Annotated in this window: 28 protein-coding genes; 18 read left to right on the forward strand and 10 right to left on the reverse strand. The window is 58.8% G+C overall.

Translation table 11 applies throughout. The features are described from left to right. Nucleotides 1-30: 30 nt before the first annotated feature. Nucleotides 31-438, forward strand: a complete 408-nt coding sequence (locus QE408_RS11350; RefSeq protein WP_306931222.1) for a GFA family protein — start codon at nucleotides 31-33, stop codon at nucleotides 436-438. 48 nt (nucleotides 439-486) lie between these two features. Here QE408_RS11350 and QE408_RS11355 read toward each other — a convergent pair whose 3' ends face one another. Continuing rightward, nucleotides 487-933, reverse strand: a complete 447-nt coding sequence (locus QE408_RS11355) for a DoxX family protein (protein WP_306931223.1) — start codon at nucleotides 931-933, stop codon at nucleotides 487-489. Nucleotides 934-1,138: 205 nt separating this feature from the next. Between QE408_RS11355 and aac(6') the strand changes: the two genes are divergently transcribed. Further along, entirely contained in the window at nucleotides 1,139-1,591 is a 453-nt protein-coding gene (aac(6'), locus tag QE408_RS11360; RefSeq protein WP_306931225.1) for an aminoglycoside 6'-N-acetyltransferase, read from the forward strand. A 58-nt stretch (nucleotides 1,592-1,649) separates the two neighbouring features. Here aac(6') and QE408_RS11365 read toward each other — a convergent pair whose 3' ends face one another. The 3 genes from QE408_RS11365 to groES form a co-directional block, all read right to left on the reverse strand. Continuing rightward, nucleotides 1,650-2,009: a nuclear transport factor 2 family protein gene (locus QE408_RS11365; protein WP_306931226.1), complete on the reverse strand. Its 360-nt coding sequence runs from the start codon at nucleotides 2,007-2,009 to the stop codon at nucleotides 1,650-1,652. Between the two features lie 227 nt (nucleotides 2,010-2,236). Further along, nucleotides 2,237-3,871 (reverse strand): chaperonin GroEL, encoded by a 1,635-nt coding sequence (groL, locus tag QE408_RS11370; protein WP_296016884.1) that lies wholly within the window; start codon nucleotides 3,869-3,871, stop codon nucleotides 2,237-2,239. Between the two features lie 75 nt (nucleotides 3,872-3,946). Then, nucleotides 3,947-4,243, reverse strand: a complete 297-nt coding sequence (gene groES / locus QE408_RS11375) for a co-chaperone GroES (protein WP_062425989.1) — start codon at nucleotides 4,241-4,243, stop codon at nucleotides 3,947-3,949. A gap of 170 nt (nucleotides 4,244-4,413) precedes the next feature. Between groES and chrA the strand changes: the two genes are divergently transcribed. The 6 genes from chrA (at nucleotide 4,414) to QE408_RS11405 (ending at nucleotide 12,279) form a co-directional block, all read left to right on the forward strand. Beyond that, on the forward strand, nucleotides 4,414-5,733 hold the full coding sequence (chrA, locus tag QE408_RS11380; protein ID WP_306931231.1) for a chromate efflux transporter: 1,320 nt from the start codon (nucleotides 4,414-4,416) through the stop codon (nucleotides 5,731-5,733). A gap of 103 nt (nucleotides 5,734-5,836) precedes the next feature. After that, nucleotides 5,837-6,685 carry a TIGR01459 family HAD-type hydrolase gene (locus QE408_RS11385; protein ID WP_306931234.1) on the forward strand — a complete coding sequence of 283 codons (849 nt, stop codon included), beginning with the start codon at nucleotides 5,837-5,839 and terminating at the stop codon, nucleotides 6,683-6,685. A gap of 10 nt (nucleotides 6,686-6,695) precedes the next feature. Next, nucleotides 6,696-7,676 carry a bifunctional riboflavin kinase/FAD synthetase gene (locus QE408_RS11390; protein ID WP_306931236.1) on the forward strand — a complete coding sequence of 327 codons (981 nt, stop codon included), beginning with the start codon at nucleotides 6,696-6,698 and terminating at the stop codon, nucleotides 7,674-7,676. 271 nt (nucleotides 7,677-7,947) lie between these two features. Then, nucleotides 7,948-10,851: an isoleucine--tRNA ligase gene (gene ileS / locus QE408_RS11395; RefSeq protein WP_306931238.1), complete on the forward strand. Its 2,904-nt coding sequence runs from the start codon at nucleotides 7,948-7,950 to the stop codon at nucleotides 10,849-10,851. 231 nt (nucleotides 10,852-11,082) lie between these two features. Then, nucleotides 11,083-11,715: a hypothetical protein gene (locus tag QE408_RS11400; RefSeq protein WP_306931240.1), complete on the forward strand. Its 633-nt coding sequence runs from the start codon at nucleotides 11,083-11,085 to the stop codon at nucleotides 11,713-11,715. 81 nt (nucleotides 11,716-11,796) lie between these two features. Then, a complete protein-coding gene (locus QE408_RS11405) occupies nucleotides 11,797-12,279 on the forward strand; it encodes a GNAT family N-acetyltransferase (protein WP_306931242.1) in 483 nt (160 codons plus the stop codon). Between the two features lie 12 nt (nucleotides 12,280-12,291). Here QE408_RS11405 and QE408_RS11410 read toward each other — a convergent pair whose 3' ends face one another. Then, nucleotides 12,292-12,744 carry a nucleoside deaminase gene (locus tag QE408_RS11410; protein ID WP_306931244.1) on the reverse strand — a complete coding sequence of 151 codons (453 nt, stop codon included), beginning with the start codon at nucleotides 12,742-12,744 and terminating at the stop codon, nucleotides 12,292-12,294. A gap of 72 nt (nucleotides 12,745-12,816) precedes the next feature. Here QE408_RS11410 and QE408_RS11415 point away from each other — a divergent pair, with 72 nt between their 5' ends. The 10 genes from QE408_RS11415 to QE408_RS11460 all read left to right on the forward strand — a co-directional run bounded on the left by QE408_RS11415 (nucleotide 12,817) and on the right by QE408_RS11460 (nucleotide 22,930). Then, entirely contained in the window at nucleotides 12,817-14,802 is a 1,986-nt protein-coding gene (locus QE408_RS11415) for a pseudouridine synthase (RefSeq protein WP_306931246.1), read from the forward strand. Then, nucleotides 14,802-15,359 (forward strand): 16S rRNA (guanine(966)-N(2))-methyltransferase RsmD, encoded by a 558-nt coding sequence (gene rsmD, locus QE408_RS11420; protein ID WP_306931248.1) that lies wholly within the window; start codon nucleotides 14,802-14,804, stop codon nucleotides 15,357-15,359. Before QE408_RS11415 ends, rsmD begins: the two co-directional genes overlap by 1 nt. Before the next feature lie 212 nt (nucleotides 15,360-15,571). Next, complete coding sequence (locus QE408_RS11425) at nucleotides 15,572-16,435, forward strand: patatin-like phospholipase family protein (RefSeq protein ID WP_306934773.1); 864 nt, start codon at nucleotides 15,572-15,574, stop codon at nucleotides 16,433-16,435. Nucleotides 16,436-16,526: 91 nt separating this feature from the next. Then, a complete protein-coding gene (locus tag QE408_RS11430) occupies nucleotides 16,527-17,873 on the forward strand; it encodes a TldD/PmbA family protein (RefSeq protein WP_306931250.1) in 1,347 nt (448 codons plus the stop codon). Nucleotides 17,874-17,959: 86 nt separating this feature from the next. Next, nucleotides 17,960-18,769 (forward strand): 3'(2'),5'-bisphosphate nucleotidase CysQ, encoded by an 810-nt coding sequence (locus tag QE408_RS11435; RefSeq protein WP_373465541.1) that lies wholly within the window; start codon nucleotides 17,960-17,962, stop codon nucleotides 18,767-18,769. 71 nt (nucleotides 18,770-18,840) lie between these two features. After that, a complete protein-coding gene (locus tag QE408_RS11440) occupies nucleotides 18,841-19,077 on the forward strand; it encodes a DUF4170 domain-containing protein (protein WP_306931251.1) in 237 nt (78 codons plus the stop codon). A gap of 207 nt (nucleotides 19,078-19,284) precedes the next feature. After that, nucleotides 19,285-20,601: a lipid IV(A) 3-deoxy-D-manno-octulosonic acid transferase gene (gene waaA / locus QE408_RS11445; RefSeq protein ID WP_306931253.1), complete on the forward strand. Its 1,317-nt coding sequence runs from the start codon at nucleotides 19,285-19,287 to the stop codon at nucleotides 20,599-20,601. 22 nt (nucleotides 20,602-20,623) lie between these two features. Continuing rightward, complete coding sequence (locus QE408_RS11450) at nucleotides 20,624-21,346, forward strand: HAD family hydrolase (protein ID WP_306931255.1); 723 nt, start codon at nucleotides 20,624-20,626, stop codon at nucleotides 21,344-21,346. A 124-nt stretch (nucleotides 21,347-21,470) separates the two neighbouring features. Continuing rightward, the gene (gene lpxK / locus QE408_RS11455; protein WP_306931257.1) at nucleotides 21,471-22,502 is read left to right on the forward strand and encodes a tetraacyldisaccharide 4'-kinase; all 1,032 of its coding nucleotides are present in this window, start codon (nucleotides 21,471-21,473) and stop codon (nucleotides 22,500-22,502) included. A gap of 113 nt (nucleotides 22,503-22,615) precedes the next feature. Next, nucleotides 22,616-22,930 (forward strand): hypothetical protein, encoded by a 315-nt coding sequence (locus tag QE408_RS11460; RefSeq protein ID WP_306931259.1) that lies wholly within the window; start codon nucleotides 22,616-22,618, stop codon nucleotides 22,928-22,930. Nucleotides 22,931-23,039: 109 nt separating this feature from the next. On the opposite strand, the gene QE408_RS11465 is transcribed toward QE408_RS11460, so the two are convergent. The 5 genes from QE408_RS11465 to QE408_RS11485 form a co-directional block, all read right to left on the reverse strand. Next, nucleotides 23,040-23,537, reverse strand: a complete 498-nt coding sequence (locus QE408_RS11465) for a YciE/YciF ferroxidase family protein (RefSeq protein WP_306931261.1) — start codon at nucleotides 23,535-23,537, stop codon at nucleotides 23,040-23,042. 162 nt (nucleotides 23,538-23,699) lie between these two features. Beyond that, the gene (locus QE408_RS11470) at nucleotides 23,700-24,857 is read right to left on the reverse strand and encodes a glutathionylspermidine synthase family protein (RefSeq protein ID WP_306931263.1); all 1,158 of its coding nucleotides are present in this window, start codon (nucleotides 24,855-24,857) and stop codon (nucleotides 23,700-23,702) included. Continuing rightward, on the reverse strand, nucleotides 24,858-25,493 hold the full coding sequence (locus tag QE408_RS11475) for a DUF1190 domain-containing protein (RefSeq protein ID WP_306931266.1): 636 nt from the start codon (nucleotides 25,491-25,493) through the stop codon (nucleotides 24,858-24,860). Between the two features lie 11 nt (nucleotides 25,494-25,504). Next, nucleotides 25,505-25,906, reverse strand: a complete 402-nt coding sequence (locus QE408_RS11480) for a DUF350 domain-containing protein (RefSeq protein ID WP_306931267.1) — start codon at nucleotides 25,904-25,906, stop codon at nucleotides 25,505-25,507. Nucleotides 25,907-25,957: 51 nt separating this feature from the next. Further along, complete coding sequence (locus QE408_RS11485) at nucleotides 25,958-26,188, reverse strand: DUF2093 domain-containing protein (protein WP_306931269.1); 231 nt, start codon at nucleotides 26,186-26,188, stop codon at nucleotides 25,958-25,960. Nucleotides 26,189-26,226 lie beyond the last annotated feature (38 nt).

A 26,226-nucleotide genomic window follows, 5' to 3' on the forward strand; every position in this document is an offset into this window, starting at 1 on the left:
TATGCTGCGCTCCTAATAGAGGAGGGTGTCATGCGCATCACAGGCCAGTGCCATTGCGGTAACGTTCAATATGAAGCAGAAGCCGATCCGGAACATGTGGTGATCTGCCACTGCACGGATTGCCAGCGTTTGACCGGCTCGCCCTACCGCGTGACGTTGCGGGCGAAGCGTCAAGACATTCGCCTTGCCGGTGCAGAGCCGACGCTTTATCGAAAGAAGGCGGAGAACGGTAATATCCGTTTGATGCATTTCTGCGGTGACTGTGGCACGCCGCTTTTCAGCAGTGCCGAGCATGAGACTGGCACCTGGGGCATTCGTTGGGGCTCGATCAATGAACGGGCCGCGTTGGAGCCGCGTGCACAGATCTGGGCGCGCTCCAAGGCCACGTGGGTCGATCATATCGACGCCATCCCCTCCTATCCCAAAGAACGCACATGAAGAAAAAGCCGCCGGATCGCTCCGACGGCTTTTTTGGATCGGCTTAACTCAAGCGTGGGCGAGCTTCGGGCCGCGCATCGCGTCGACCGAGTACGCACCCGCGCCAAAGGCTCCAAGGAGGATGTAGGCGCCAGCCAGCGTAATGTTCTTCATCAGCATGATGCCGTTCAGCGTGTTGATCCAGCCGAGAGCCGCATCCGGCCAGCCGGGAACGGCAACGGTGCCACTATGGAAGACAAGGCCGGTAAACACGCAGAAGGCAGCGAGCGCAAAGGCAGCAATCTTCGTCTGGAAGCCGACGAGAACGGCAAGGCCGGTGACCAGTTCGAACAGGCCAGCGAGATAGGCAAGCGCAGTGGCTGCCGGGAAGCCTGCGCCGGTGATCATGCCAGCGGTGCCGGCAGGGTCCATCAGCTTGCCAAAGCCGGAATAGACGAAGATGAAAGAAAGAAGGATACGTGCGACGAGCACGAGAGCGTTCTGACTGCTGGACATTCGATGTCTCCGTTAAAGGCTTTCGTTCAAGCCGTTGAGTGAACTCTGGAGACAGTTCTGGCGGATTTTTTAAATTGACGAAAGATAAACGCACGAAGACTGTTCGTCTTCAAAAAGTGAACAATTGGAAATGGATCTGAAGCGCTAAAGACGTTTGCTTAAGCGTCGAGCGAGGCGAGAACACAACAGGATAAGGGGAAAAAAGATGAGGATCGTCAGAGGCACTATCGACCATGTCGATCTATGGGCGCGTTTGCGCACAGCGCTCTGGCCGGATGGCTCCGTCGAGCGACATCGCGAGGATGTCGTTCAGACCTCTCTAAAGGGAGCCGATAAGACCGTCGCCTTTCTCAGTGAAAGCGATGAGGGCGAGATCGTTGGATTTGCCGAAGGGAGTTTGCGCAGCGATTATGTCAACGGCTGCGAGTCTTCGCCTGTCGTTTTCCTCGAAGGCATCTATGTCTTGTCCTCGCACAGGCAGATGGGGATCGCCAGGCTGCTCTGCGACGCGATCGGTATATGGGGCAGGTCCCGCGGATGTTCGGAGTTCGCCTCCGACGCCCCGCTTGATAATGAGGTGAGCCGAAAGTTTCACGCCGCTCTCGGTTTTGCGGAGACACAACGCGTGGTCTTTTTTCGCAAGGATATTGAGGCCTGATGCAACCGAAGTTAAGCGATCAATCGTGGCCCTTTATTGCTGAGCTTTATGGGTAAAATCACAAGATTCTCGGTTTTCCGATCTTGAACCACGCCTTGGCGATCTTGCCGCGAGCGACCTGGTAGAGACACACAACATCGACTTCACCACGTCCCTCCGGAAAATTCCGCGTCACCGTCTCGTGGTCGATGACCATGTCTTCGAGAACGATACGCGCGAGCAGTCGCCCATGAAGATCCGGCTCTTTGAAGCGCTCGACGTGGCGCTCCCGAATTTCTTGAGAATTGCTCGCCAAGAGCGTTGATGGGAAAGCAAAGTACTGACAGTCGTCAGCCCACCACCGCATGAATTCATCGATGTCCCGGGCGTTATAGGCCTCGAGCTGTTTCTGCACCGGAAGTTCGAAGGCACTGTTCAAGGGACACCTGTTCCACATGCTCCCATCGGAGGCGATGCTTTATTCGACGTCTTTGTTTAGCGATGAGCACGTTCCAAGATCAAGCAGAGTTAGAGTGTTGCTGCCGATGGATGGCCCGCGATGCTTGGAATGAGCTGAGGGCAACCTGATCGCGCGACTGTGGACGCCCCAAACAAAAAGGGCGATCCGAAGACCGCCCTTTCGTATTCCAGAGGGGAATGGACTGATTAGAAGTCCATACCACCCATGCCGCCGCCTGGCATTGCAGGCATTGCGGATTCTTTCTTCGGCAGCTCGGCGATCATGGCTTCCGTGGTGATCAGCAGCGAAGCAACCGAAGCTGCGTTCTGCAGAGCCGTACGGACAACCTTGACCGGGTCGACGATGCCCATGGCGATCATGTCGCCATATTCTCCGGTCTGAGCGTTGTAACCGAAGTTGTCGTCAGCCTTGTCGAGAACCTTGCCAACAACGATCGAAGCTTCGTCACCGGCATTGTCTGCGATCTGGCGAACCAGCGACTGCAGAGCGCGGCGAACGATGTTGATACCAGCTTCCTGGTCGTCGTTCACACCCTTGACGGTGATCTTCTGAGCGGAACGAAGCAGAGCGGTACCACCGCCAGCAACGATGCCTTCCTGAACAGCAGCGCGAGTTGCGTTCAGAGCGTCGTCGATACGGTCCTTGCGCTCCTTCACTTCAACTTCCGTTGCACCGCCGACGCGGATGACGGCAACGCCACCAGCGAGCTTGGCAAGGCGTTCCTGCAGCTTTTCGCGGTCGTAATCGGAAGAGGTCTCTTCGATCTGAGCCTTGATCTGGGCAACGCGGCCTTCGATGTCGGTCTTCTGGCCGGAGCCGTCAACGATCGTGGTGTTTTCCTTGGAGATGGAAACCTTCTTGGCCTTGCCGAGCATGTCGAGGGTAACATTTTCGAGCTTGATGCCGAGGTCTTCGGAGATCACCGTACCACCGGTCAGGATCGCGATGTCTTCCAGCATGGCCTTGCGGCGGTCGCCGAAGCCAGGAGCCTTGACGGCAGCGATCTTGAGGCCGCCACGCAGCTTGTTGACAACGAGCGTTGCAAGAGCTTCGCCTTCGACGTCTTCAGCGATGATGACGAGCGGCTTGCCGGTCTGAACGACAGCTTCGAGAACCGGAAGCATGGCCTGCAGGTTGGAGAGCTTCTTCTCGTGAAGGAGAATGTAAGCGTCTTCCAGATCAGCAACCATCTTTTCAGGGTTGGTTACGAAGTAAGGCGACAGGTAGCCGCGGTCGAACTGCATGCCTTCGACGACTTCGAGTTCGGTTTCAGCAGTCTTGGCTTCTTCGACGGTGATGACGCCTTCGTTGCCGACCTTCTGCATGGCTTCCGCGATGTCGCGGCCAACCTGCGTGTCGCCGTTAGCGGAGATCGTACCAACCTGAGCAACTTCCTCAGAGGTGTTGATCTTCTTTGCCTTGGCCTGCAGGTCCTTGACGACTTCAGCAACGGCCAGATCGATACCGCGCTTCAGGTCCATCGGGTTCATGCCGGCGGCAACAGCCTTCTGGCCTTCGCGAACGATCGCCTGGGCAAGAACGGTTGCAGTCGTGGTGCCGTCACCAGCGATGTCGTTGGTCTTCGAAGCAACTTCGCGGACCATCTGTGCGCCCATGTTCTCGAACTTGTCTTCCAGTTCGATTTCCTTGGCGACGGAAACGCCGTCCTTGGTGATGCGCGGTGCGCCGAAGGACTTGTCGATAACAACGTTACGACCCTTCGGGCCGAGCGTGACCTTTACTGCGTCAGCGAGAACGTCGACGCCCTTGAGCATCTTTTCGCGCGCCGAGCGGCCGAATTTTACTTCTTTGGCTGCCATGTTTCAAAACTCCTGGTTTCGAATGACCGGAACAATGTCCGGCTTCAGATTACGGAAATGCGGAAGGCGGCTAAATCAGCCGATAATGCCCATAATGTCGGCTTCCTTCATGATGAGAAGGTCTTCGCCGTCGAGCTTGACTTCCGTGCCGGACCACTTGCCGAACAGGATGCGGTCGCCGACCTTGACGTCGAGAGCGACGATCTTGCCGGACTCGTCACGTGCGCCGGAGCCGACGGCGACGATTTCGCCTTCCTGCGGCTTTTCCTTGGCGGTATCAGGAATGATGATGCCGCCCTTGGTCTTAGCTTCAGACTCAACGCGACGAACGACGACGCGGTCGTGCAGTGGGCGGAAATTGGTGCTTGCCATTGTCTATTCCCTCGATCAAATGACATTCGCGGATCGGATACGATCACGCTTGGATTAATGTTAGCACTCTCATTTGCCGAGTGCTAGCGAGAGTGAGATAAGCAGGGCGTCAGGGACTGTCAAGAACGGCCTGTCGGAAAAATTTCACGTAAAATGGTTACTGCGGTTGCATGACAGATTTTTTATGCCGTGAACCATCCTGCATCCATCCGACCTTGTCCGAGCTCTTTTTGGTTTTCGCCCGCGTCGGCCTTTTGAGCTTTGGCGGACCAGCCGGGCAGATTGGCATGATGCACCGCGTGCTGGTCGATGAGAAACGCTGGCTCTCCGAGGAGCGCTTCCTGCACGCGCTCAATTACTGCATGCTTCTTCCCGGACCGGAGGCGCAGCAACTGGCAACCTATGCCGGATGGCTGCTGCATGGCAGACGAGGCGGCATCATTGCCGGTACACTCTTCATCCTGCCCGGCTTTCTCGTCATCGTGGCGCTCGCAGCGGCTTATGCGCTCTATCAGGATACACGCTGGCTCCCCGCACTCCTCTTCGGGCTGAAGGCGGGCGTGCTTGCCATCGTCATCGAAGCGTTGCTGCGGGTGGGGAAGCGTGCCTTGAAGAGCCGCTTCCTCGTCGGTGTTGCGGCTGCCGCCTTCATAGCCCTGTTCTTTTTCGCCATTCCCTTTCCGCTCGTTATTCTCGCCGCTGGTGTTGCTGGCTTTCTCAAAGCGCGGGGAGGACCTTCGGTAAAACCTGACGAGGGCAGCAAGTCGCCATCTCTTCTGCGCCAACTCCGAGGCGTCTTGGTCGGCATTCTGATTTGGCAGATGCCGTTCCTGCTATGCTGGCTTGTGGCGGCGCCGAGTTCACTCTTGGAATTGCAGGAGTTCTTCTCACGGCTCGCGGTCGTCACCTTTGGTGGCGCCTATGCGGTTCTTGCCTATGTGGCGCAGGTTGCGGTGGAAACCCATGGCTGGATGACGGCAAGCGAGATGCTGGATGGCCTGGCGCTCGCCGAGGCGACACCTGGACCGCTCGTTCTGGTCCTTTCCTATATCGGCTTTCTTGCAGCCTTCCGGCATCCGGGCATGCTCGATCCCATGCTGGCCGGCGTACTGGGGGCAAGCATTGCCGCCTGGGCAACCTTCGTTCCGAGCTTCATCTTCATTTTTCTCGGCGCGCCCTATGTCGAGCGTTTGAAAGACAATGCGGCTTTGTCCGGCGCCCTGTCTGCTATTACCGGCGCTGTCGTGGGCGTCATCCTCAATCTTTCAGTCTGGTTCGGCCTGCATGTGCTTTTCGGAAAAGTCGATCGGGTTGAACTGCTTCCCCAGATCAATTTCGGCATGTCACTGCCGGACTGGAGCACGCTTGACCTCGTATCGCTTGCGCTCTTCGTGGTCTCGGCCATCATGCTGTTTCGCCTGAAACTCGGCATGGTGCCAGTTCTTTGCGTCTGTGTCGCGGCGGGTTTCATCAGGCTTTGGCTCGGTTGAGCCACCAGCGATTGGCCCTGGCCTGTTGTCTTTTTCGCTTGCCATCGCAACCGGCCTTTGCGATGTCACGAGCTTGAAAATGATAGAAAGAGTTGGAAGATTCATGGCGCACCGCATTGCCACCCTTGGCGACATCACCTCCCAGTTCGATGTCATTCTCTCCGATGTGTGGGGGGTGCTGCACAATGGTGTAACCGCTTTCCCTGCGGCCGGTGTCGCATTGGCCGAGGCGCGTAAGAACGGCAAGACTGTCGTTCTCATCACCAATTCCCCGCGTCCGGCTGTCGGCGTCATTCCTCAGCTGCGCGCGCTCGGCGTGCCAGATGAGGCCTATGACCGCATCGTCACGTCGGGCGACGTGACGCGGGAACTGATAGCCGAAGGACCGAAGAAGGTCTTCCTGCTCGGCCCCGAACGAGATATGCCCCTATTCGATGGTCTCGACGTTACAGTCGTCGGTGAAAGCGACGCGGAAGCTGTTGTCTGCACCGGTTTCTTCGATGATGAGACTGAAACGCCGGAAGATTATACCGAGATGCTGAAGGGCTTCGTCGCCCGTTCCGCACCCATGATCTGCGCCAATCCGGACCTTGTGGTCGAGCGCGGCGAACGCATCATCCCCTGTGCAGGCGCGATGGCGGTTTATTTCGAGCAGCTGGGCGGCGAAGTCCGTATTGCCGGCAAGCCGCATGCGCCGATCTACGAGGCCTGCTTTGCCGCGGCAAAGGACGTGCGCGGCGAGTTCAGCAAGGACCGCGTTCTGGCAATCGGCGACGGCATGCCGACCGACGTCAAAGGCGCCATCTCCGCCGGTCTCGATCTCCTCTATATCAGCGGCGGTATCCACGCGGCTGAATACACCTTGAATGGCGAGATCGATGAAGCGCTGCTCAACAGCTACCTGAAGAGCCAGAATGCAGCACCCGGCTGGTGGATGCCGCGTCTGGCCTAGAAAGTCTCCAATGACCGTGTTCCATCGCAACGAGAAGAAAGAACCGCTCCCGGATGCATTGAAGGGTGGCGTGGTCGCCATCGGCAATTTCGATGGTGTTCATCGCGGCCATCGCGCCGTTCTGGATCAGGCGCTGGAGCTTGCAAGATCGCGCGGCGTCGCCGCTCTCGCTCTGACATTCGAGCCGCATCCGCGCACCGTCTTCCGGCCGGAGACGCCGGTCTTTCGCCTGACGCCAGCGCCCTTGAAAGCGCGCATTCTCGAGGCGGAGGGGTTTCAGTCTGTCATCGAATATCCCTTTGACAGGACATTCTCGCAGCGCTCGGCAGAAGACTTCGTGAAGTCCATTCTGGTCGACTGGTTGGGTGCGGGCGGTGTCGTTACCGGCGTCGATTTCCACTTCGGCAAGGGTCGTGAGGGCGGTCCGGCCTTTCTGATGCAGGCAGGCAAGCGCCACGGCTTCGATGTGACCTTGGTGGATTCCTTTCGGGATGAGGGTGCAGAGGTGATTTCCTCAAGCCGTATTCGCGAGTGCCTGGCTGAGGGCGATGTGGCGGGGGCCGCGGGGCTGCTTGGCTATCGCTTCACCGTGGAGGCGGAGGTCATCGGCGGACAGCAACTCGGTCGCACGCTCGGCTACCCGACAGCCAATATGGCACTTGCGCCGGAAACCGAACTGAAACCCGGCATCTATGCGGTGCGGTTCAGGGAGGCGAATGGGACGCTTCACGATGGTGTCGCAAGCTTCGGCTACCGGCCAACCGTGACGGATGATGGTGCAGCACTTCTCGAAACCTTCGTCTTCGATTTCAGCGGCGATCTTTACGGCCAAGTCTGTTCGGTGTCCTTCTTCGGCCACTTGCGCGACGAGCTGAAATTCGATGGACTGGAGGCGCTTGTCGCGCAGATCAGGCAGGACGAAGAAGAGGCGAGGGCGCTTCTTGCCGGTGTGACGCCGCTCAGCGACGTGGATGCCAAGATTACTTTTTGAGCGGGCGAGCTGCGCTTTGCGATCTATTCCCTTTTCAAACAGGCTGAAACGTCCTAAACAACCGCCCATGAACCAATTTCGGTCGACGTTCATATCCCGAATTATTGGCCCGGCCTTCCGCCCGCTCTGAGAGCCGGAAGGTCCGGGATTTTGGCGCTTGTCTCAAGCATGTCGTCCTGACATGCGTCAGACGATCCAAGCGCCTTCGCTAAGCCCTCTTTTTTGTTGAGACGGCGCGAGCCTCATTCGGCGCCGCGATAATGGTACGATCATGAACGACACCGCAGAAAAAATCGATTATTCCGCAACACTTTACCTGCCGCAGACGGATTTCCCCATGCGCGCCGGACTGCCGCAGAAAGAGCCGGAGCTGGTCAAGCGCTGGCAACAGATGGACCTCTACAAGAAGCTGCGTGCCTCCGCCGCTGGCCGTGAGAAGTTCGTGCTGCATGATGGCCCTCCTTACGCAAACGGCAACATCCATATCGGCCATGCGCTGAACAAGATCCTGAAGGATGTGATCACCCGTTCTTTCCAGATGCGCGGTTACGACTCCAACTACGTTCCGGGTTGGGATTGCCACGGCCTGCCGATCGAATGGAAGATCGAGGAAGCCTATCGCGCCAAGGGCAAGAACAAGGACGAGGTCCCGATCAACGAATTCCGCAAGGAATGCCGTGACTTTGCCGCCGGTTGGATCAAGGTTCAGTCGGAGGAGTTCAAGCGCCTCGGCATCGAAGGCGATTTCGACAATCCCTACACCACGATGAACTTCCACGCCGAAGCGCGCATCGCTGGCGAGCTGTTGAAGATCGCCAAGAGCGGCCAGCTCTATCGCGGCTCTAAACCCGTCATGTGGTCGGTCGTCGAGCGCACGGCGCTGGCGGAAGCGGAAGTCGAGTATCACGATGTCGAAAGCGACACGATCTGGGTGAAATTCCCGGTCGTCGAGGGTTCGGCTGAGCTCGCAGGCGCTTCGATCGTCATCTGGACCACAACGCCATGGACGATCCCGGGTAACCGCGCGATCTCCTTCTCGTCGCGCATCCAGTATGGCCTTTATGAAGTCACGGCTGCTGCCAATGATTTTGGTCCGCAGCCGGGCGAGAAGCTTGTCTTCGCCGACAAGCTTGCGGCGGAATGCTTTGCCAAGGCAAAGCTGGAGTTCAAGCGCCTGCGGGACGTTTCGTCTGACGAACTCGGAAATGTTGTCTGCGCCCATCCGCTGGCCGGTCTCGGTTACGACTTCAAGGTGCCGCTGCTCGATGGCGAACACGTCACCGACGATGCCGGTACGGGCTTCGTGCATACCGCGCCGAGCCACGGTCGCGAGGACTTCGACGCATGGATGGCAAATGGACGTCAGCTGGAAGCGCGTGGAATCTCGGCGAAAATTCCTTTCACCGTCGGCGACGATGGCTTCTACACGGAAGATGCCCCCGGCTTCGGCCCCTCGGCAGAGGGCGGCGCTGCCCGCGTGATGGACGATAACGGCAAAAAGGGCGATGCCAATGAGCGCGTCATCAAGGCGCTGATTGCCGCCAATAACCTGTTTGCCCGTGGACGCCTGAAGCATAGCTATCCGCATAGCTGGCGCTCCAAGAAGCCCGTTATCTTCCGCAACACACCGCAATGGTTCGTCTATATGGACAAGGAATTGGGCGATGGCACCACGCTGCGCTCAAGAGCCCTGTCTGCAATTGACGACACACGCTTCGTCCCGGCCGGTGGTCAGAACCGCCTGCGCGCCATGATCGAAAACCGTCCGGACTGGGTTCTGTCGCGTCAGCGCGCCTGGGGCGTTCCGATCGCCGTCTTTGCTGATGACAAGGGCGAGGTGCTTGTGGACGAAGCCGTCAACGCCCGTATCCTTGATGCTTTCGAAGCCGAAGGTGCCGATGCCTGGTTCGCCGAAGGCGCCAAGGAGCGCTTCTTGGGCAAAGACCATGACCACGCCAAGTGGCATCAGGTCATGGACATTCTCGATGTCTGGTTCGACTCGGGCTCCAGCCATACCTTCACGCTCGAAGACCGCCCGGACCTGAAATGGCCCGCGGACGTCTATCTCGAAGGCTCAGACCAGCATCGCGGCTGGTTCCATTCGTCGCTGCTGGAAAGCTGCGCGACGCGTGGCCGTGCGCCTTACAACGCCGTCGTCACCCATGGCTTCACCATGGATGAGAAGGGCGAGAAGATGTCGAAGTCCAAGGGTAACGTCGTTGCGCCTCAGGATGTGATGAAGGATGCAGGCGCCGATATCCTGCGCCTTTGGGTCATGACCACCGATTACTGGGACGACCAGCGTCTCGGCAAGGCGATCATCCAGACCAATGTCGATGCCTATCGCAAACTGCGCAACACCATCCGCTGGATGCTCGGCACGCTCGCGCACGACAAGGGCGAGGAGATCGCCTATGCCGATCTGCCGGAACTGGAAAAGCTTGTTCTGCATCGCTTGAGCGAACTCGAGAAGGTGGTGCGCGAAGGCTATGACAGTTTCGAGTTCAAGAAGATCGCCCGCGCGCTGGTGGATTTCTCCAACGTCGAGCTCTCGGCCTTCTACTTCGATATCCGCAAGGATGCGCTCTACTGCGATGCGCCATCGTCATTGAAGCGCCGCTCGGCGCTTTACGTGATCGCCAAGCTCTTCGATTGCCTCGTCACATGGTTGGCACCGATGCTGCCTTTCACCACGGAAGAAGCCTGGCTTTCGCGCCATCCGAACGCCGAGTCTGTTCATCTCGAACAGTTCCCGACGATCCCGGCAGAGTGGCACAGCCCTGCCGTCGATGCCAAGTGGGAGAAGATCCGCAAGGTTCGTACGGTCGTTACCGGCGCGCTGGAAGTCGAGCGACGGGAAAAGCGCATTGGCTCCTCGCTGGAAGCGGCGCCTGTGGTTCACGTTGCCGATCCGGATCTGATGGCAGCACTTGACGGTCAGGACTTCGCAGAAATCTGCATCACCTCGGCAATCTCCGTTGTTGCTGGTGAAGGCCCGGCCGATGCATTCCGCCTCGGCGAGGTGCAGAAAGTGGCAGTCGAGCAGAAGCTGGCGGAGGGGCAAAAATGTGCCCGCTCCTGGCGGATCACCACCGATGTTGGTTCCGACCCGCAATACCCGGACGTGTCGGCCCGTGACGCGGCAGCGCTGCGCGAACTTGGTGTTGGTGTCTAACATCAGTGCTTAAGAAAATGGCCGGATGAATTGCGCTTTTGCCGTTCATCCGGTAAACCTGCCTGAAAATGGTCGGAATTACGCATCAAGGGGTGCATCCGGTCGTCGGGACAGCCGCGCGCGCATAAGAAGATCAGGGTGATTTTCGGGAAGCGTACCGCGTGGTTTTAATATGTAGAGCGTCTGTTTTGCGTCATTCGTGCCGCGCGGCGTTCTGGGCGGAAGGGTTTCATGAGCATGACGCAGAGTTTTCGCATGTATCGCACCGTGGCAGGCATTTCCTTCGCCTGCCTGGCGCTGAGCGCGTGCACCAGCCCGACCTATGGTACGGGCAAGTCTGCAAGCGAACAGCTCCTGGACGATCTTGGCAACGCCACCTCGATCACGGGCGACCAGACCAAGCGGAATGTGAAGTACAATCCGCGCCCCGGTCTCGTCGTACCGGCCCAGGCCCGCGCAGAGCAACTGGCCCAGCCCCAACAGAGCCTTGCCAACCGCGAGACCAATCCGCAGTGGCCGGAAACGCCGGAAGAGGCACGTGAGCGTCTTCGTGCGGAAGCTGAGGCCAACAAAGACAACCCGAACTATCGCTCGCCGCTCTTGGCTGGCAATGGCACCAACGGCCAGATGACGGAAACCCAGAAGTGGGAAGCCTTCCGCAAGGCCAAGGCCGATGCGCAGGGCGGTACCGTGGTCAACACCAACACGCGCAAATACCTGACCGATCCTCCGGTCGAGTATCGCAATGTTTCTCAGGACGAGCTGGCCGATCTCGGTGAGCCGGAACTGAAGAAGGAAAAAGAGCGCAAGAAGAAAGCTGCTCTGGCCGGAACCGGCAAAAGCTGGTGGAACCCCTTCCAGTAATCCCACGGAGGTTCATCTTACAAACGCGACGCCTCTGACGTCGCGTTTTTGTTTTCGGTTTCTTTGCATACGGAGTTTGTCTTGACGCTGCTGATCAGGGACGCGGTTGCCGCTGATGCGCCCACCATTTTGCGCTTCATTCGCGAGTTGGCGATTTATGAGAATGCCGAGCACGAGGTTAAGGCCACGGTCGAAAGCATCACGGCCTCCATTTTCGGTGAGGGCTCCGTAACCTCAGCGCTGATCTGCGAACGCGATGGCCAGCCAATCGGCTTTGCCGTCTGGTTTCTCACCTATTCCACCTGGCTATCCAGGAACGGTCTTTATCTGGAAGACCTCTATGTCACACCGGATGCGCGCGGTTCCGGAGCAGGAAAAGCGTTGCTGAAGCGGCTGGCAGCGATTGCTGTTGAAAAGGGCTGTGGCCGCTTCGAGTGGAGCGTTCTGGATTGGAACGAGCCGGCCATCCGCGTCTATCAAGCCATTGGCGCTGAAGCGCAGGACGAATGGGTGCGCTACCGTCTTTCAGGCGACGTTTTGAAGGCTTTTGCTGCCGAGGCCTGATTCTCAGCCTATTCAGTCGCGCTTGTTTTGAAAGAAGCTCCGCAGGATCTCGGCGCTCTCGATCTCGGCAAAGCCGGAATAGACCTCCGGTGCGTGATGACAGGTCGACTGGCTGTAGAAGCGAACGCCGCTCTCCACGCCGCCGCCCTTAGGGTCGTTCGCGCCGTAATAAAGCCGGCGGATGCGGGCAAATGAGATCGCCGCAGCACACATGGTGCAAGGCTCGAGCGTGACGTAAAGATCGGCGCCGGGCAGCCGCTCCTGGCCAAGCTCTTCACAGGCCATGCGGATCACGGCGATTTCGGCATGGGCCGTCACATCGTTCAATTCCCGTGTGCGGTTACCGGAACGGGCGATCACGCGGCCTTCATAAACGAGCACGGCACCGATGGGTACTTCGCCACGGGCACCCGCTGCCTGCGCTTCTTCCAGCGCAATGTCCATGAAATGCGTCGTTTCCGCCATGCTTCGTGCAATTTCCTCTTAACCGTCGCCGCGTGACCTGATAGGACACGGCAAACAACAGGCAAACAACAAATGACATTCAAAGACAAGCCGAAGCGCGCCGGTGGCAAGACATTCGACCGTGACAGGAAGCCGAAATCATCGGGCAAGCCGTCAGCCGACGCGTCACGCGCGCGTGAAAAGAAGCCTTTCAGGGAAAAGCCGGAAGCCGCGACCGTGGCAGAAACGGTCGCTTCCAAGCCAGAGCGCATTTCCAAGATCATGGCGCGCGCAGGCGTAGCCTCGCGCCGCGATGTCGAGCGCATGATCATGGAAGGCCGCGTGTCTTTGAACGGCGTCAAGCTGGACAGCCCGGTCGTCAATGCGACGCTCGATGACAAGATCGAAGTCGATGGCGTACCGATCCGTGGCGCAGAGCGCACCCGCCTGTGGCTCTATCACAAGCCTGCGGGCCTCGTGACCACCAACTCCGATCCCGAAGGCCGTCCGACCGTCTTCGACAACCTGCCGAAGGAATTGCCGCGCGTTCTCTCGATCGGCCGTCTCGACATCAACACTGAAGGCCTGCTGCTGCTGACCAATGATGGCGGCCTGTCCCGTGTGCTTGAGTTGCCGACCACTGGCTGGCTGCGCCGCTACCGCGTCCGCGCCCATGGCGAGGTCGATCAGGCAGCACTCGACAAGCTGAAGGACGGCATTGCCGTTGACGGCGTTCTCTATGGCGCGATCGATGCGACGCTCGACCGCACGCAAGGCCACAATGTCTGGATCAGCATGGGCCTTCGCGAAGGCAAGAACCGCGAAATCAAGAACGTGCTTGGCGCGCTTGGCCTTGAAGTCAACCGTCTGATCCGTGTGTCCTACGGACCGTTCCAGCTGGGCGATCTGCCGGAAGGCCAGGTTATCGAGGTCCGCGGTCGCATGCTGCGCGACCAGTTGGGTCCGCGCCTCATAGAGGCTGCTGGCGCCAACTTCGATGCGCCGATCTATGATCACAAGTCCGAAGAAGATGAGGACGAAGCGCCTGCGAAACCAGCGAAGGCCGAGTGGGGCAAGCAGGACCAGGCCGAGCGCCGGTCCCGCGACGGTGACGAACGTTCCGCTGGTCGCTTCGATGGCAAGCGCTCTGATAAGCCGGCTGGCAAGTTTGGAGCGAAGCCAGGTGCTAAGACTGGCGGCAAGTTCGCCGGAAAGAGCAGGGACGAAGCAGAGGCCGATGAACGCGGTCCGAAGCGTCCGCCCCTTGGCAGCAACCGCACTGCCAATGTCTGGATGGCACCTGGCGCCAAGCCGACCCGCGACGGCAAGGCCCGTAAGCTCTCCGCTCGTGCGGAAGCCGAAAGCGTCTTCAAGCAGCCATCGGCACAGGCCGAGGCTCGCCGCGCTGTCGTGCGCCACGCCGATGATGAGGGCGAATGGATCCGCTCGGATTCGAGCAACGAGGCCGGACGCGATGAAGGTCGCGGTCGTGGCCGCGGTGATCGCTCCTTCGGCGACCGCAAGCCACGCGAAGCGGGCGATCGTCCCGCACGCGGCTCTTTCGGTGATAAGCCACGCGGCGACCGCAAGTTCGGCGACCGCCCCTTTGGCGACCGCAAGCCGCGCGAGGATGGTGAGCGCGGTGATCGCCCCCGCAATGATCGCCCGCGCGGGGAAAGATCCTTTGGCGAGAGAACCGACCGTTCGGATCGTCCAGCCCGTTCGTTCGACGATCGTCCTGCCCGCAGTGAGCGCTCGTTTGGTGATCGCAAGCCGCGTGAGGATGGTGATCGCCCGGCACGCAGCGAGCGCCCGTTCGGCGATAAGCCGCGTGGCGCAAAACCGTTTGGCGGCAAGCCTTCCGGTGGCAAGCCATCAGGCGGCAAATCCGGTTTCGGTAAACCGCGTGGTGAACGCTCCGACGGCGGCAGCGGCGCGAAGGGCTTTGGCGGCAAGGGCGGCAACCGCGGCTCCGGTGGCAAAGGTTCGAGCGGCGGCAGTGGTCGTGGACCAGGTGGCAAGCCCTCTGGTGGTAGACCCTCCGGTCCAAGAGGCGGTTCGCGAGGGAACGGCGCCTAATGCGGATCGTCGGCGGTGAGTTTCGCGGACGCAGTCTGGCCGCGCCCAAATCCAATGCCATCAGACCCACGATCGACCGGACGCGGGAAAGCCTGTTCAATATTTTGAGCCATGCTTACCCCGAAAGCCTCGACGGTACGCGCATTCTCGATGTCTTTGCAGGCACCGGCGCCGTTGGTCTCGAAGCGCTCTCGCGCGGCTGTCGTGTTGCCCTTTTCGTCGAAAACGGCGTCGAGGGTAGGGGGCTCTTGTGGGAGAATATCGATGCGCTCGGTCTTCATGGCCGCGCTCGAATCCTGCGTCGTGACGCAACGAAACTCGGGGGCGTCAACAATATCGAACCCTTCGATCTGCTCTTCGCTGACCCGCCTTATGGTCAGGCCCTAGGTGAAAAGGCCTTCCAGGCCGCCCATCTCGGTGGCTGGCTTGTGCCGGGTGCACTGGCGATTTTGGAAGAACAAGGCGATGTGGCCGTCATGGTTGACACCGCCTTCAAGCCGCTGGAAAGCCGCACCTTCGGCGATACCAAAATGCATTTCTACCGCTACGAGCCCTGAAGCACCTTCGTTGACGCGAGGCGAGAGCCGTACGCGTCACTGTCCTGTCGTCTTTATGTCATAGAGCCAGTCCGGGATGACCGTCGCGACGCTTTGCCCGGATGCTTTGCCAAGCCGCTTTGCTCAGGCGCGACTGCATGACAGGAAATGAGGCTGTTCTCTTGGCTGCGAAGAAAAAGAAACTCTCCGACAAAAAGCGTAAGCGCAAAGAGATGCCGCCGGAGAGAAGCGATCCTACCTTTGCCGTTGCCTTCGGCGGTGGTGGTGCGCGGGGCATCTGCCACATCAACGTTATCGAGGCGATGGACGAACTTGGCATCCGTCCAAGTGCCATTGCCGGTGCGTCTATTGGCGGCATCATGGGTGCAGGCATGGCAGCCGGCATGAGCGGCAAGGAAATCCGCGATTACACTTTGGCCCTGATGGGCAAGAAGGGAAGCGTTGCCAACAAGCTCTGGAGCCTCGGTCCAGCTTCCATGCGCCATGCTGCCTTCGGCTTTCGTTTTGGCCAGTTCAATCTCGAACTCATTCTCGATGCGCTTCTGCCTTCTGCGCTGCCGCGCGATTTTGCCGAACTCGGTGTTCCGTTGAAGGTGATCGCAACCGACTATTACGCCCAGATGGAAGTCATCTGCCAGGACGGCGATCTGCGCCAGGCGCTCGCTGCATCGGCGGCTATTCCCGCTCTCTTCATGCCGATCCGCATGAATGATCGCATTATGATCGATGGCGGCATCTTCAATCCTGTTCCTTACGAGCATCTTCTCGACGATGCCGATATCGTCATCGCTGTCGATGTCGTGGGTGGACCCGAGGGCGACGGCACCACCATGCCAAGCCGGATCGAAAGCCTTTTCGGTGCCAGCCAGTTGATGATGCAATCTGCTATCGGACTGAAGCTGCGCATGCGCCCGCCGCATATCTTCCTGCGTCCACCGGTCAACCGTTTCCGTGTCTTGGATTTTCTCAAGGCTAATGAAGTTCTGGCCGAATCGGATGGCATCAAGGACGATCTGAAGCGGCAGATCGACATGCAGATCGAGCTGTTTCACCGAGGGCGTGGCCTGGATATCTAAACGCTTCTGCTCAAATGCAGGTGAAATGGCGCTTTGACCTTGATGCGGCAAAAGCTCGGCCATAAATGAAGGTCAACGAAAGGCCCGCCTCATGTCCTCAGAAATCGATTCTTCCAAGCTTCTTGACCGCGCAAGCGAACTCGTCACTCTCGCCAAGCGCGCCGGTGCCGATGAGGCGGATGCGGTGATCGTGCGCTCCCGTTCGCAGTCGGTGGGCGTCAGGCTTGGAAAGGTCGAAAGCACGGAATCCTCCGAGAGCGATGATTTCTCGTTGCGTGTCTTTGTCGGAAAGCGGGTTGCAAGTGTTTCGGCCAATCCGGGTTTCGACCTCAAGACGCTTGCCGAGCGCGCCGTTGCGATGGCCAAGGTTTCGCCCGAAGATCCCTTTGCGTGTCTTGCCGACAAGGAGCGTCTTGCGACCTCCTATGACGACCTTCAATTGTTCGATCCAACAGAGGTGTCCACCGACCAGCTTCGTGATGCGGCACTGGCAGCAGAAGAAGCAGCGCTTGCGGTGAAGGGCGTGTCGAATTCCTCTGGAGCCGGTGCCTCCAGCGGCATGGGTGGCCTTGTTCTCGTCACTTCTCATGGCTTTTCCGGCAGCTATATGGGCAGCCGTTTCGGCCGCTCCGTCAGCGTCATTGCCGGTGAAGGCACGAAGATGGAGCGCGACTACGATTACGACAGCCGTCTTTACTTCGCCGATCTCGATGCGTCGGAAGAGATTGGACGCCGCGCCGGGGAAAGGGTCGTCAGACGCGTCAACCCAAGACAGGTCGATACCGGCAGCAATATCACGGTCGTGTTCGATCCTCGTATCGCGCGCGGCTTCGTCGGCTCGATTGCGGGTGCGATCAATGGTGCGTCGGTGGCGCGCAAGACCAGCTTCCTGCGTGACAAGATGGGCCAGCAGGTTTTGAAAAAGGGCCTGTCCATCACGGACGATCCGCAGATCGTCCGTGGCCCATCCTCGCGCCCGTTTGATGGCGAGGGCGTGCGCGGTGAAAAGCTGGTGATGATCGAGGACGGTGTCTTGAACCACTGGTTCCTCTCTACCTCCACGGCCCGGGAGATCGGCCTTGAAACCAATGGTCGCGGCGTGCGCGGTGGCACCTCCGTGTCGCCCGCATCCACCAACTTGGCGCTGGAGCCTGGCGACATCTCGCCGGAAGACCTGATCCGTCAAGTCGGCACGGGCTTCTACGTCACCGAACTGATTGGCCACGGCGCCAACATGATCACAGGTGAATATAGCTGTGGTGCAAGCGGTTTCTGGATCGAGAATGGCGAAGCTTCTTTCGCCGTTTCCGAGGTGACGATCGCGTCCAACCTCAAGGATATGTTCATGCGCGTCACGCCTGCAAATGACGTGGACCGGAAATATGGTGTGGCAGCACCCACGCTTGCCATCGAAGGCATGACGATAGCGGGACGCTGAAATCGCCATTCGGCGGTTGCTTTCGCATCTTCCCCATGCGCATGTGAAAGCACAATGGAAATGTGCGATACGCGCAGAACGGCAGTATGATCATTGATACCTCTGGAGCCGATTGGCGCTCCGATCTGGACCTTGTTTTGAATGCCTCGCGAGAGGCAGGACAGGTGGCCCTTCAGTATTTCCGCAAGGACCCTGAGGTCTGGTGGAAGGATGGCGGTCGCTCGCCGGTGAGTGCCGCTGATTATGCTGCCAATGACATTCTCGAAAGACTGCTCCGCTCGTCCCGCCCGGATTATGGCTGGCTATCGGAAGAAACCACCGATGATGAAAAGCGCCTGTCGTGCGACACGCTCTTCGTCGTCGATCCGATCGATGGCACCCGCGCCTTCATCAACGGCAAGGATACGTGGTGCGTCAGTGTTGCCGTTGTCCACAAAGGCAGACCGGTGGTCGCAGCCCTGGTAGCGCCAGCCTTGGGTGAGGAGTTCACAGCGTTTCAGCGCGCTGAGGCTGTAAAGAATGGTGAGGTGCTTCACATCACGGAGACGGTTGTCGGACCGATCCAGCTTGCTGCTCCCGAGGAAGTGATTGCGCGCCTGCCACTAGACTTCAAACCCTTGGTTCGGCGTATCCCGCATGTGCCCTCACTGGCCTACCGCCTCGCCATGGTGGCCGACGGAAGGATAGACGGGACCCTGGTTCTCCCAAATTCGCATGACTGGGATCTCGCGGCCGCCGACTTGATCTTGCAGCAGGCGGGCGGTCAGCTCGTCGATCTCGACGGCAAACCATTGATATACAACCGGGCGCAGGTCAGACATGGCGCTCTTTGCGCTGCCGCGAACCACATCTTGCCGACCCTGTTGATGCAGCTTGGACGATCGGCCAGAGGTTGATTTTTACGGTAAAATCCAGCAGATGAAGGCTTGCTTGAAGGCCTTTGAGAAGAAAGAAGAGACGACAGGACATGACCGAAGCGAACACCAAGAAACAGCTCCTTCACCTCGTATTTGGCGGCGAACTCGACAATCTCCAGGATGTACAGTTTCGCGATCTGAACGCACTCGATATCGTCGGCATCTTCCCCGACTATGCAACTGCACTCAGCGCCTGGAAGTCAAAGGCACAACAGACGGTCGATAATGCCCACATGCGCTATTTCATAGTGCATATGCATCGTCTTTTGGACCCTCAGAGCAAATAACGTCTTTCCTCCCATTTATTCTCTACTATAATTCGTTGTGCATATTGGTAGTGCGTCTCCCTCAGGGAGATGCACAACATATTGGGTGTTAAGCGACATTTTTCTGCCTTGACCCGATCATAACAAAAAAGACGCATTTTCATCAGACATAGCCGGCGACGTTAACGGGGGAAAAGCATTGCGCAAAGTGATCGAGGGCAGCATCGTATGAACAGCCGGATCGCACGTTTCGCCCTGTCGGGTTATAGAATGGCGGGCATGGCTGCCTATCCTTTCACCCGGCCTTACCTGTCCTATCGAGCAGCGAAAGGCAAAGAGGATAAACACCGGCGGCTTGAACGTTTCGGCTATCCGAGTGCTGAGCGCCCACGCGGCCCGCTGGTCTGGTTTCATGCGGCAAGCGTGGGCGAAACCCTGGCGATGGTCCCGCTCATCCGCGAAATCCGCAAACGCGATATCCATGTGCTTTTGACCACCGGCACGGTAACGTCGGCCGATATCAGCCGCACGCGGCTTGGCAATGATGTCATTCATCAATATGTGCCGCTCGACATCAAGATTTGTATCAATCGCTTTCTCACCTATTGGGCGCCCGACGCTGCTATCACCGCTGAATCGGAAATTTGGCCGGTGACGATGATGGAGCTTGAGCGCCGGCACATCCCGCAAATTCGCGTCAATGCCCGTATTTCCGACCGGTCCTTCGACCGGTGGAAGCGCTATTCCGATATCGCCGAAGCGCTCTTCAGCAAGCTGGCGCTTGTCGTCGTCCAGTCGGATGTGGATGCGGAACGTTTCAGAGACCTCGGCTCGTGGCCGGTCATCACGTCGGGCAATCTCAAGGGCGATACCGATCCGCCGCCCTGCGATCCGGCGCAGTTGGACATCTATAAGCGTCAGATCGGCAATCGAAAGACCTGGGCGGCGATTTCCACCTTTGACGGTGAAGAGAAAGCAGCCGCCACCGTTCATGTCGCGATCAAATCCCGCAATGGCCAGTTGACGATCATCGTTCCCCGCCATCCGGAACGCGCGGATGAAATCGAAGCCATGCTGAAGGGCATGAACCTTACGGTCGCGCGCAGAAGCCGCAATGATATCATCACACCCGAGACCGATATCTTCCTCGGAGACAGCATCGGGGAAATGGGCCTCTACCTGCGTCTGACGGAACTGGCATTTGTTGGCCGATCGCTGATGGCGGAAGGCGGCCAGAACCCGCTGGAGCCTGCCATGCTTGGCTGTGCGGTTCTGTCCGGCGCCCACGTCCAGAATTTCCGCGAAGCCTACCAGAAGCTTCTGCGCTCCGGCGCCGGTCGGATCGTCCGCGATGTCGAGATGCTGGCTAAGGCAGTGCACTACCTGCTGGCCAATGACAATGAGCGCTACAAGATGATCGATGCGGGCGGCCGGGTTATCCAGGACATGCGCGGTGCTCTGTCGTTGACGCTGAAGGCGCTTGCGCCCTACATCAACCCATTGACGGTGTCTGCCAAGCTCCAGCCACGCAGCGCGGTGGGCTGAAGCCTTGGACCAACAGCCTACGATGAAATCCGCCGCCGCCATTGCCGCTGTTCTTTTCGATAAGGATGGCACCTTGATCGGCTATGACGCCAGTTGGGGTCCGGTCAACCGCGAACTGGCGGCGATCGCCGCTGAAGGCGATGCAGCGCTTGCGGACCGTCTTCTTCTCGCCTGTGGCATGGACCCGATCACCGGCCATGTGAAACCCGACAGCTTGCTGGCGGCAGGCAATACGGCGGAAATCGCGGCTGGCTTGATAGCAGCCGGATCGCCGTGCGCTTTGCAGCCTTTGACGGAGCGGCTTGATCGGCTGTTTACCGACGCGGCGAGCAAGTCCGTAGCGGTCACGGACCTGAAAGTTTTCTTCGGAAAGCTGAAGGACAGAGGGTATAAGCTCGGTGTCGCCTCTAGCGACAATGAAGCCTCCATTCGGGAACTGGCAAAGCGCTTCGGCTTCGATGTTTATCTCGATTTCGTCGCGGGTTATGATAGCGGCCATGGCGCCAAGCCGCAGCCGGGCATGGTTCTTGGTTTTTGCCAGGCGACCGGCCTGAAGCCAGAGCAAGTGGCGGTCGTCGGCGACAACAATCACGATCTGCATATGGGACGCAATGCGGGGGCGGGGTTGCGCATCGGCGTGCTCACCGGCACCGGATCGCGCGAGAGCCTCGCGGCCGATGGCGATTATTGTTTCGATGACATCACCGGTCTCGAAGCTTTGCTGCCGGAGCGCGCTTCTGTCTGATTTCGGACGATTGTCCCGCCATCGTCACATTGTCGCATGTCCATGTCGCAAAAGCGCTGGACACTTCTGCGCGACATGCTTTAGCTCTCACTACCATAAAATGTAATTGGGGGTCATAAGGCCAATGGTTTCGGAAGCGCCGCCCTTCTGGTGGAGAAAAGCTGGCTGGGAAGCCTGGGCTCTTAGCCCCTTTTCCTATCTCTATGGCCGGGTGGCGGGCCACCGCATGAAAACGGTACGGCGAGCCTCGCTTCCCGTTCCGGTCATCTGCATCGGCAACTTCACCGTGGGCGGCGCGGGCAAAACGCCGACGGCGATCGCCATCGCACGCGCAGCGCTCGACAAGGGGTTGAAGCCCGGCTTCCTCAGCCGCGGCTATGGCGGCACGCTGGACGTCACGACGCTGGTCGATCCGGATCATCATCGCTCTGCTGCGGTGGGTGACGAACCGCTCCTGCTTGCGCGCGAGGCGACGACGGTGATTTCGCGCAAACGCGTCGAGGGTGCCGAACGCCTCGTCAAAGAGGGCGTCGATCTCATCATCATGGATGACGGTTTTCAGAGCGCCAGGTTGACGCTCGACTACGCCTTGGTTGTCATCGATACGCGGCGGGGAATTGGCAACGGGCATCTTGTGCCGGGCGGTCCGGTGCGCGCCCCTTTGGCCGAACAGATGCGCCAAGCCACCGCTATTTTGAAGGTGGGCGATGGAAATGCTGCGGATGCGATTATCCGAACGGCCGCCCGCGCGGCAAAACCGGTCTTCGTCGCCTCGACCGAGCCGCGCCCGCTGCCCGGCTTTGCCGGAAAACGTGTTCTGGCTTTCGCTGGTATTGCCGATCCCAGCAAATTCTATCGCACCGTCGAGTCCCTAGGCGCTGAGATCGTCATTGAACGGTCCTTCCCCGACCATCATCAGTTCAGCGAGGACGAGCTTGCCGATATGGTGGAGGAAGCGAGGAAGCTCGATCTCCTGCCGGTAACCACGGCGAAAGATGCCGTGCGCCTCGCGGGCCTCCCCGGACAAGCGGCCGAACTTCTCTGGAGCAGTCGGGTTGTTGAGATCGATATGATCTTCGACGATCCGATGGCGGCTTCGGCGATGATCGATATGGCATTTGAAAACTGCCGGACGCGGCGTCTTGCGCCGCAATAGATCGATAACCTTGTCCCGCGCCTCTGCGGGACAAAGGAACAATCGGCCGTTGCAACTCTTTTACCTCCCAGTGAAGCTCAATTTGGGCTCTTATCCGGAGGAGGAGAGAGATTATGCAGCATACGAATGCGGAAAAGAAGACGTTCACTCCGCGCGAAACCCGTCAGGGCTTCAAGGGTAAGCCGGTGCTGGTCATCCTTGTGGTTAGCCTTGTTCTGGCATTGGCCGTGTGGCTGGCCGCAGAAATCTGGGGCGAGAGCACTGCACCTGCGACCACGGAAACGCCTCCGCCTCCGGGTCCTGCAACCTCAAGCCAGACGGTCAATCCCGGCGCGCAGGGTGGACAAGCTTTCGATAACAACCCGCCATCCGGTGCAACCCCGCCCACAGTAGGCGTTGATCGTAACCCTTCCACACAGGCGCCTTGAGGCGCGACCGAATTCTCAAACCATTGGGAATGCTTGATGGGCAAGCAGAATCATCGCAACAAAAAAGCCGGAGCGAATGCCCCGGCTTTTTTCGTGACGGTATTCGATATCAGGCGGCTTTCTTACCAGATGCGTTCAAGGACGCAGTTGCGAGCGACGACAGGTCTTCGTCCGTCTTGGTCTCTTCCTTCAGCGTTGCGTCCAGCAGCTGCACGGCCTGGCTGTGACCAAGCTGCTGTGCCCATGCCTTCAGCGTGCCATAGCGTGCCATCTCATAATGTTCGACAGCCTGAGCCGAGGAGATGAGGCCGGCATCGAGGGCCGGGCTGCCCTTGAAGTCTTCCATGATCTCTTCGCCTTCGGCGATGATGCCCTGGATTGCTTCGCAGGTCTTTCCCTGAGCGCGCTTGCCGATGATTTCGAAGATCTCCTGCAGGCGCTCGATCTGGCCCTGGGTTTCTTCCTTGTGCTTCTCGAATGCCGCTTTCAGCTTGTCGCTGCTGGCTGCTCGCGCCATCTTGGGCAAGGCCTTCAAGATCTGGCGTTCTGCAAAATAGATATCCTTCAGCGTGTCGTAGAAAAGATCGTCGAGCTTTTTCTCTGCCATGTGTATCTCCCAAATGTTGGTGCTGATGATCGCACGGCACACCGAACATCGGGTCCCCTTGATGGTTCCTGAACTAGAGCACGAAGGACTCTCATCGATTCCGATTTTTGGGGCCGATGCTGTAGGCAGAGAAGTTGAAGAAGAGGCGGAGGCCTCTTGTCGTCAGTCGACGATAAGGTGAGGCACGAAGCGCGAGAGATTGGTGGTGATGCGGCTTTCATCCTCGCGAATGCTCAGGCCGCAGGCCACATCCCCAACGATCCAGCTTCCCAGAATGGCGTGAACGTTATCGACATCGAAAAGCGGCGCCAGCGCCTGCACCACGTAACCTTCCGCGCCATAAATGCCGGGATTTTCAGCAACCAGTCGCTGGTCTTCAAACAAGGAGACGCTCTCCCCCTCCCGCGAGAAAAGCGGCTTCCTGACGTAATCGGTTAGACTACGCGCCTTCGGATCGTCGGCAAAATAGCTCGGCAGAAGATTGGGATGTCCTGGATGACGCTCCCACAAAAGCGGCAGGATGCCTTTATTGGAGAGAATGGACTTCCACAAAGGTTCAATGAACACGCCACCTGCCGTAGGCAGATGTATTGCGAAAGGCTCCTCGAACATCACCTCCCATGGATAGAGCTTGAAGCAGCGTTCGATCAAACGATCTTGAAGGTCGGTAAAGCGTCCAGTTCGATCCACGCCGATATCGCGAATATCGATGAGTTCCACATGGTGGCCGGCCTGGATGGCGCAGTCCATCAGATAGGTCGTGGTGCCGCGATCCTCTTCATTGTCCAACATCGTTGAAAAGTGAAAGACGCTATCGGTCGGAAACTGGCGAAAGGCTTCCACCAAGCATTCCTGAAGGGAGTTGAACTGGTCGGCGTCTTTCGGCAACGCGCCTGAGGCAATCTGGTCGGTCAGCCAGTCATATTGGAAATAGGCGCTCTCGAAGATCGAGGTCGGCGTGTCGGCATTATATTCGAGAAGCTTTGCCGGGCCCTCGCCAATGTAGGCAAGATCGAACCGGCCATAGAGATGCCGGTCGCCCCGCAGCCACGACTGGCGCACCGCATCTCGCATCTCTTCTGGAATTTGAAGCTTTTCAAGCGCCTCTTCGCTGGTCACGACATCCGCCACAAGGTCCATGCACATCTCATGCAGTTCCTGCGAGGGCGCTTCGATGTCCTCTTCGATCTGATCGTAATTGAAGAGGTAAGCGGCATTATCGACCCAATAGGGCTCGCCATACATTTCATGAAACCCGAAACCCACGGACTTTGCCTGTTCGCGCCAGTCGGGTCTTTCAGGAAGGGCGATGCGTTTCATTCAACTGCCATAGTGGCTGGACGAGCTCCAATGGCCAAAACCGCTCCTTGCGGTTGTTTCCGGAACGCCGTAGCTGACATTTTTCAGGAAGCGATAGGAGTTGCTGCCAGCCTGGTCGCCCTGGCTTCGCGCCACCATGGCGGTGCCCTGCCGATCCTTATATACGGCCGAGCCGCTGCCGGAGCGAAATGAACCGCTTCCGCCTCCACCACCGCTGCTGCCTCCACCACTGCCGGAGCTGGTGGCGGCTTCCTCTTCCTGCCGCTTGCGATCCGCATAGTAATCTGAAACCGAGCGAACGTTGCGCGCCAAGTAAAATCCGGTCAGTGCCGGAATGAAGGGCGCGACGTCCTGCGCTGTCCGTGGAGATCGAGTGCAGAGCCCGCTACCGAAGCTGTCTTCGCAACTCGCCTGGTCGGCAAATCGCGGCGCGTTCTTTGCGTAGTCGGTCGTAGCGTCGCGAAAGGCGACATCGCAGACGTCCGCCCCGATACCGCTCATCACGCATTGCTGCGTCGACTTGAAGACGAAGGCATCTGGAGGCTGTTCGCCGCAGCCTGCGAGCGCCAACCCCGATACGGTGATCGTCCCTAGCGCAAGAACCGGTCTTGCGTGACTTCGCATCCGTCTTTTCATGCGAAGTCTCCTCAGTAGGTCATGCAGGCAGCGTTGAGGATGCCGATGATGAGCGCGATTCCGCCGCCCCAAACGCCCGCGGAAACTTCCCCTCTGCTGATCTTCTCATGAATGCCGGGCAGACTGGCGCGCGCGACGTAGAAGGCCAGGATCTGGACGACGATGCCGATGATCGACCAGATAACGAAATCGATGATGTTGACGGAGTTTGCAGCGGCCGATGCCATGGGCAGTCCGAAGCCTGCAAGCGCGCCCAGAAACGCGATCGTAGCGGCGAGATTGCCGGAGCGGATCAGCCGCATCTCGTCATGAGGTGTCAGTCGCGTGTAGATGCCGGCAAACACCGCATAGGCAAGAAGTCCGAATGCGAAATAGCTTAAAAATGCAGGTAACCCCGCAACATATCCGAACATATCGGTTCTCTCACAATGACGATTTGAACATTAAGGCTCGTGTGATTTTCTTTACGCGCGCTTCTGGTTCGGAAGGGCGCCCGCCCGCTTTTCCGCCTCCACAGAGGCCGCAGCATCCGCGTAAGGCTCCTGGCGTGCGACGCTCCAGTAGCGCAATTCATCGACTGGAATTTGAACGCCCGTCATGGCGCAAACCACATAGGAGCCGGTCTGGACGATACGCAGGTCGCCATCGAGATATTCGATCTTCGCTTCCCGTTGTCCACCGTCAAATCTGTTCATGCGCGTGCGTCTCCTCGGTCTTCTCATCTCTGGATGCG

The sequence above is a fragment of the Agrobacterium larrymoorei genome (genome assembly GCF_030819275.1).
Classification (GTDB): Bacteria; Pseudomonadota; Alphaproteobacteria; order Rhizobiales; family Rhizobiaceae; genus Agrobacterium; species Agrobacterium larrymoorei_B.

Excerpts from the sequence above, each read along its gene's own strand:
- QE408_RS11350 (WP_306931222.1), top strand. The coding sequence starts at position 31 with ATGCGCATCACAGGCCAGTGCCATTGCGGTAACGTTCAATATGAAGCA.
- QE408_RS11355 (WP_306931223.1), bottom strand. The coding sequence starts at position 933 with ATGTCCAGCAGTCAGAACGCTCTCGTGCTCGTCGCACGTATCCTTCTT.
- groL (WP_296016884.1), bottom strand. The coding sequence starts at position 3,871 with ATGGCAGCCAAAGAAGTAAAATTCGGCCGCTCGGCGCGCGAAAAGATG.
- groES (WP_062425989.1), bottom strand. The coding sequence starts at position 4,243 with ATGGCAAGCACCAATTTCCGCCCACTGCACGACCGCGTCGTCGTTCGT.
- chrA (WP_306931231.1), top strand. The coding sequence starts at position 4,414 with ATGACAGATTTTTTATGCCGTGAACCATCCTGCATCCATCCGACCTTG.
- QE408_RS11385 (WP_306931234.1), top strand. The coding sequence starts at position 5,837 with ATGGCGCACCGCATTGCCACCCTTGGCGACATCACCTCCCAGTTCGAT.
- QE408_RS11390 (WP_306931236.1), top strand. The coding sequence starts at position 6,696 with ATGACCGTGTTCCATCGCAACGAGAAGAAAGAACCGCTCCCGGATGCA.
- ileS (WP_306931238.1), top strand. The coding sequence starts at position 7,948 with ATGAACGACACCGCAGAAAAAATCGATTATTCCGCAACACTTTACCTG.
- QE408_RS11400 (WP_306931240.1), top strand. The coding sequence starts at position 11,083 with ATGAGCATGACGCAGAGTTTTCGCATGTATCGCACCGTGGCAGGCATT.
- QE408_RS11410 (WP_306931244.1), bottom strand. The coding sequence starts at position 12,744 with ATGGCGGAAACGACGCATTTCATGGACATTGCGCTGGAAGAAGCGCAG.
- QE408_RS11415 (WP_306931246.1), top strand. The coding sequence starts at position 12,817 with ATGACATTCAAAGACAAGCCGAAGCGCGCCGGTGGCAAGACATTCGAC.
- rsmD (WP_306931248.1), top strand. The coding sequence starts at position 14,802 with ATGCGGATCGTCGGCGGTGAGTTTCGCGGACGCAGTCTGGCCGCGCCC.
- QE408_RS11425 (WP_306934773.1), top strand. The coding sequence starts at position 15,572 with ATGCCGCCGGAGAGAAGCGATCCTACCTTTGCCGTTGCCTTCGGCGGT.
- QE408_RS11430 (WP_306931250.1), top strand. The coding sequence starts at position 16,527 with ATGTCCTCAGAAATCGATTCTTCCAAGCTTCTTGACCGCGCAAGCGAA.
- QE408_RS11435 (WP_373465541.1), top strand. The coding sequence starts at position 17,960 with ATGATCATTGATACCTCTGGAGCCGATTGGCGCTCCGATCTGGACCTT.
- QE408_RS11440 (WP_306931251.1), top strand. The coding sequence starts at position 18,841 with ATGACCGAAGCGAACACCAAGAAACAGCTCCTTCACCTCGTATTTGGC.
- waaA (WP_306931253.1), top strand. The coding sequence starts at position 19,285 with ATGAACAGCCGGATCGCACGTTTCGCCCTGTCGGGTTATAGAATGGCG.
- QE408_RS11450 (WP_306931255.1), top strand. The coding sequence starts at position 20,624 with ATGAAATCCGCCGCCGCCATTGCCGCTGTTCTTTTCGATAAGGATGGC.
- lpxK (WP_306931257.1), top strand. The coding sequence starts at position 21,471 with ATGGTTTCGGAAGCGCCGCCCTTCTGGTGGAGAAAAGCTGGCTGGGAA.
- QE408_RS11460 (WP_306931259.1), top strand. The coding sequence starts at position 22,616 with ATGCAGCATACGAATGCGGAAAAGAAGACGTTCACTCCGCGCGAAACC.
- QE408_RS11465 (WP_306931261.1), bottom strand. The coding sequence starts at position 23,537 with ATGGCAGAGAAAAAGCTCGACGATCTTTTCTACGACACGCTGAAGGAT.
- QE408_RS11470 (WP_306931263.1), bottom strand. The coding sequence starts at position 24,857 with ATGAAACGCATCGCCCTTCCTGAAAGACCCGACTGGCGCGAACAGGCA.
- QE408_RS11475 (WP_306931266.1), bottom strand. The coding sequence starts at position 25,493 with ATGAAAAGACGGATGCGAAGTCACGCAAGACCGGTTCTTGCGCTAGGG.
- QE408_RS11480 (WP_306931267.1), bottom strand. The coding sequence starts at position 25,906 with ATGTTCGGATATGTTGCGGGGTTACCTGCATTTTTAAGCTATTTCGCA.
- QE408_RS11485 (WP_306931269.1), bottom strand. The coding sequence starts at position 26,188 with ATGAACAGATTTGACGGTGGACAACGGGAAGCGAAGATCGAATATCTC.